Below are 4,045 nucleotides of genomic sequence, written 5' to 3' on the forward strand. Positions count from 1 at the left end.
CGGCGCTGCAGCGCGGCGACGTGCCGGCCCGGGCCGCAGCCGACGTCGAGGACCGGGCCGTGGAGACGCTCGATCACCCGGCGGTCGACGGGGGTCACCGCGCCGATCCAGGTCGCCAGCGGGACCGGTCTGGTCGTCCCGTCCTCGTGCCGCAGGAGGAGCCGCGAGGCGGCGCCGGAGAGCCCGCGCGCGTAGAGGTCCGCCGGGCGGCGCGGGACGGTGTCCACCGCAGGCGTGCCGGGGCGCCTCACGGGACGAGCGCCTCCCCGAGCGCGTCGAGGGTCCGGGCGAACCGTCCCTCCGGGGCGAGGGCGGCGACGGCATGGGCGTCCTCGATGCGGTCCACGTCGCGCAGCAGCGGCAGTTCGGCCCAGGACAGTCCGCGCTCGTCGAGCCGGGCGCGCTGGGCGGCACAGGTGTGGGCGGTGCTCATCGGGACGCCGCGGAAGACCTCGGCGTCGGGCTCGCGCAGCCCGATCGCCCAGTACCCGCCGTCGGGCGCGGGACCCAGCGCCGCCGGGTCCGCGTCGAGCGCGTCGAGTCCTGCGCGCAGCAGGCTCGGAGAGATCTGGGGCGTGTCCATCCCGACCAGCAGGGCGGGGTCGCCGACGTCGTCGAACGCCGCGGCGAGGCGCTCGTCGAGACCGTCGCCGCGCTGGGGGAGCACCTCGAACGAGGCGGGCACCCACGCCCCGGGCGTCCCGTCCAGCACCAGCACCCGGCGATCGACGCCCGGCGTCCGGAGGACCGCGGTGAGGGTGTCCCGCAGCGCGGCGAGCGCCAGGTCCGCGGCCTGTCGTGGCGTGCAGGGCGGGCACAGCCGGGTCTTGCTGTGGCCGGGGCGAGGGGCCTTCGCGATGACGATCAGGGTGCTCGCGGCACTCATGCGAGCAGCCTTCCCATGTCGCGGACCGCCCGGACCGTCCCGCGTACGGTCCCGGTCACCTTCGAGCGTCCCGCACGGGCGAGATAGGGGACCTGCACCTCGACGACCCGCCACTCGGCGTCGGCCGCGCGCAGGACCATCTCCAGCGGCCAGCCGAACCGGCGGTCGCGGATCCCGAGCGCGAGCAGTGGCTCCCGGCGCGCGGCGCGCATGGGTCCGAGATCCGTGAGGGGCACGCGGGTGCGGCGTCGCAGTTCTGCCGCGAGCATGCGGTTCATGAGCCTCGCGTGGAGCGGCCAGGCCCCCGGTGCCGGCACGCGGGCGCCCAGGACGAGGTCCGCGGAGCCCCCGCGCACCGGGTCGGCCACGTCCGGCAGGCGCTGCGGGTCCAGGGAGGCGTCGCAGTCCATGAAGCAGACGACGTCGTCGGTGGCGGCGAGGAGACCGGCGAAGCACGCGGCCCCGAACCCCGGGGTCGACTCGTGGACGACACGCGCCCCGAGACCGGCCGCGATCGTCCCGGTGCCGTCCGTCGATCCGTTGTCCACCACGATCGGGTGGTACCCCTCGGGGAGGCGCCCGAGCACCCACGGCAGTGCCGCGGCCTCGTTGAGCGCTGGAAGGATGACGTCCGGCATGGCCCCACTGAACTTAGGTGGCCGTCCATTACGGATGGATGACGGAAGCGGTTCTGGCGCGTTGACGCGCATGTCGTCGTTAGCGTCGCATGCCCAGATGCGGGCGACGCGACGAGACCCCATCGCGCTCGGTGCCTGGCTCCTCGTCGTCGTCGCGGGAGGGGCCGTCGGGCGCGCGCTGTACGCGGACGACCCCCTGGTGCGGATCGGGAACGCCCCCCTGGTCGGGTCCGCCGACATCAGGCTCTCGTGGTGGGCGGTCCCGGCGCTCGTGTTCGCCCCGATCGCGGTCGCGGCGGGCCCCCGGATCGCTGCCACCCTGCGCTGGCGGCGCCTGCTCGTGGTCGCCGGGCTCGCGGCGCTGGCGTGGACCGTCGCCCTCGCGCTGACCGACGGTCCCGACGCGCTGAGCGCACCGCTCGAGACGCGCTACGAGTACCTCGCCGCCGTCGACCGCGTCGGGTCGCCGACCGCCTTCCTGTCGTCGTTCACCGACGTGCTGGCGACGTACCCGACGCACGTGAAGGGCCATCCTCCCGGCCTGGTCCTCGCGCTCGCGGGCATGGACGGGATCGGCCTCGGCGGCGGCGGCTGGGCGGCGGCGCTCGTCCTCCTGGGCGGTGCGCTCATGGTTCCGGCGGCCCTGGTGGCGCAGCGGGCCCTCGGCGGCGAGCAGGCGGCGCGCGCCACCGCGCCGTTCCTGGTCCTGCTCCCCGGCGCGGTGTGGCTCGGGACCTCGGCCGACGGGCTGTTCGCCGGGGTTGCCGCGGTGGGGATCGCCCTCTTCACCGTGGCCGCGACCGCGCGGGGCACCCCGACCGATCCGACGCATGGCCGCCGCGTCGCCGTGCGGGCCGACGTGCTCGCCCTGGCGGCCGGTGTCGTGCTCGGCCTGGCGCTGCACCTGAGCTACGGCATCGCCCCGCTCGGAGCCGTCGTCATCGCCGTCGCGGTGGCCTGCCGAGCCTGGCGCGCCACCGTCGTCGCGGGCCTCGGCGTCGGTGCGGTCGCGCTCGGATTCGTCGCCGCCGGGTTCTGGTGGTTCGACGGTCTGGCCGCCACCCGCGAGCTGTACTTCGCCGGGGTCGCGTCCCGCCGGCCCTACCTGGAGTTCCTGCTGATCGACCTGGCGGCGTTCGCGCTCGTCGTCGGGCCGGCGGCGGCCGTGGGCCTGGCGCGCCTGCGCGACCGCGGCACGTGGATCCTCTGCGGCGGGGCGCTGGTCGCGCTCTCCTCCGCCGCGCTGTCGGGGCTCTCCCGCGGCGAGACCGAACGGATCTGGCTGCCGTTCGCACCCTGGATCGTGCTCGCGACGTGCGCGCTGCGCGGCTCGCGCGCCTGGCTGGGCGCCGCCGCGGCACTGGGTCTCGCGGTGCAGTTGGGGGCGCGGTCGCCGTGGTGAGCGCGTCGCGCGCCACGCCGCGTCGCGGCATGCGACGTCGCGGCACGTCGCGTCGCGGCACGCCGGCCGTGGCGCTGGCCGTCGCGCTCGCGGCCCTCGGCGCCGGGTGCGGCGGGAGCGATGCGCCCGAGTCGGTCGGCTCCCCGCAGCCCCGCACCACCACCGGCGCCCAGCGACCGCCCGCGCAGGGGACGGTCCTGGCCGCGGTGGCGGCGCTCCCCGGCGGGCGCTACCTCACCGGCGAGTTGACCAGCGGGATCGTCCGGGAGCAGCGCACCGGACCGGTGCTCGCCCGGCTCGCGCTCGCGACGGGTGGGCAGCGCGGGCTGCTCGGGCTCGCGGCGGCGCCCGACGGGCGGACGATCTGGGCGTCGTACACCGCGGCGGACGGCGGGCGTCTCGTCGTGGAGCGCCTGCGGCCGAGCCCCCGCCGCCGCGTCTGGACCGGACCCGTCGGGACCGCGCTCGCGACCGGGGGACACCTGCTGTACGACGACGCCCGCGACGTCCTGCTCATCGGGGTCGGCGACCTGCAGGACCCGTCGAAGGTGACCGACCCGGACGCGCCCAACGGCAAGCTGCTCGCCCTCGACCCCGACGGGCCGGCCGACCAGGCCCCGGTGGTGCTGTCCCTCGGCTGGAACAACCCGTTCGCCTTCGCCCGCACCCCCGGCGGGACCGTCTGGGTCGTCGACAACGCGCCCGGTGAGCGACCCGAGCGCATCGCCCGCGGCACGACCGGCGGCGGACCACCGGATCGGGTCACCGAGCTGCGCGGCACCACGGCGGCCTCGGGCGTGGTCGCGCTCGGCGAGCGGACGCTCGCGGTCTGCGGCGTGGTCTCCGGCCGCCTGGACCGCTACGACTACGAGACCGACACGGCGATCTGGCGACGCGGCGGCGTCCTGGACGACGACTGCCGCTACGGCGTCACGCAGCTGACCGACGGCCGGCTCGCCGTCTCCGGAGCCCGCGGCATCCACGTCATCGACCGACCCGGAGGACCGACACCGTGACCCACGTCCTCATCACCGGCGGAGCGGGCTTCATCGGCGGGCACATCGCCGACGCGCTGCTGACCGCCGGCCACGACGTCCGGCTCCTGGACGCCCTGCACCC

5 protein-coding genes and 1 pseudogene are annotated in these 4,045 nt (G+C 76.6%); 3 read left to right on the top strand and 3 right to left on the bottom strand.

Features of this window, described 5'->3' with window-relative positions; genetic code table 11:
• The 3 genes and pseudogenes from ABYE80_RS18090 to ABYE80_RS18100 form a co-directional block, all read right to left on the bottom strand.
• Positions 1–251: pseudogene (locus ABYE80_RS18090) on the bottom strand (SAM-dependent methyltransferase); the annotation flags it as partial.
• On the bottom strand, positions 248–886 hold the full coding sequence (locus ABYE80_RS18095) for a TIGR04282 family arsenosugar biosynthesis glycosyltransferase (RefSeq protein ID WP_372791701.1): 639 nt from the start codon (positions 884–886) through the stop codon (positions 248–250). The pseudogene ABYE80_RS18090 and the gene ABYE80_RS18095, both read right to left, overlap by 4 nt.
• Complete coding sequence (locus tag ABYE80_RS18100; protein WP_372791702.1) at positions 883–1,524, bottom strand: glycosyltransferase family 2 protein; 642 nt, start codon at positions 1,522–1,524, stop codon at positions 883–885. The genes ABYE80_RS18095 and ABYE80_RS18100 overlap by 4 nt, the downstream gene beginning before the upstream one ends.
• Positions 1,525–1,621: 97 nt before the next feature.
• Here ABYE80_RS18100 and ABYE80_RS18105 point away from each other — a divergent pair, with 97 nt between their 5' ends.
• The 3 genes from ABYE80_RS18105 to ABYE80_RS18115 all read left to right on the top strand — a co-directional run.
• Positions 1,622–2,926, top strand: a complete 1,305-nt coding sequence (locus ABYE80_RS18105; protein WP_372791704.1) for a hypothetical protein — start codon at positions 1,622–1,624, stop codon at positions 2,924–2,926.
• A gap of 29 nt (positions 2,927–2,955) precedes the next feature.
• Positions 2,956–3,942, top strand: a complete 987-nt coding sequence (locus ABYE80_RS18110; protein ID WP_372791705.1) for a PQQ-dependent sugar dehydrogenase — start codon at positions 2,956–2,958, stop codon at positions 3,940–3,942.
• Positions 3,939–4,045: NAD-dependent epimerase/dehydratase family protein (locus tag ABYE80_RS18115; protein WP_372791706.1), on the top strand; the 107-nt coding region annotated here is incomplete at its 3' end. The genes ABYE80_RS18110 and ABYE80_RS18115, both read left to right, overlap by 4 nt.

The organism is Paraconexibacter sp. (assembly GCF_041602235.1).
Taxonomy (GTDB): Bacteria; Actinomycetota; Thermoleophilia; order Solirubrobacterales; family Solirubrobacteraceae; genus Paraconexibacter.

Excerpts from the sequence above, each read along its gene's own strand:
- ABYE80_RS18095 (WP_372791701.1), bottom strand. The coding sequence starts at position 886 with ATGAGTGCCGCGAGCACCCTGATCGTCATCGCGAAGGCCCCTCGCCCC.
- ABYE80_RS18100 (WP_372791702.1), bottom strand. The coding sequence starts at position 1,524 with ATGCCGGACGTCATCCTTCCAGCGCTCAACGAGGCCGCGGCACTGCCG.
- ABYE80_RS18105 (WP_372791704.1), top strand. The coding sequence starts at position 1,622 with ATGCGGGCGACGCGACGAGACCCCATCGCGCTCGGTGCCTGGCTCCTC.
- ABYE80_RS18110 (WP_372791705.1), top strand. The coding sequence starts at position 2,956 with ATGCGACGTCGCGGCACGTCGCGTCGCGGCACGCCGGCCGTGGCGCTG.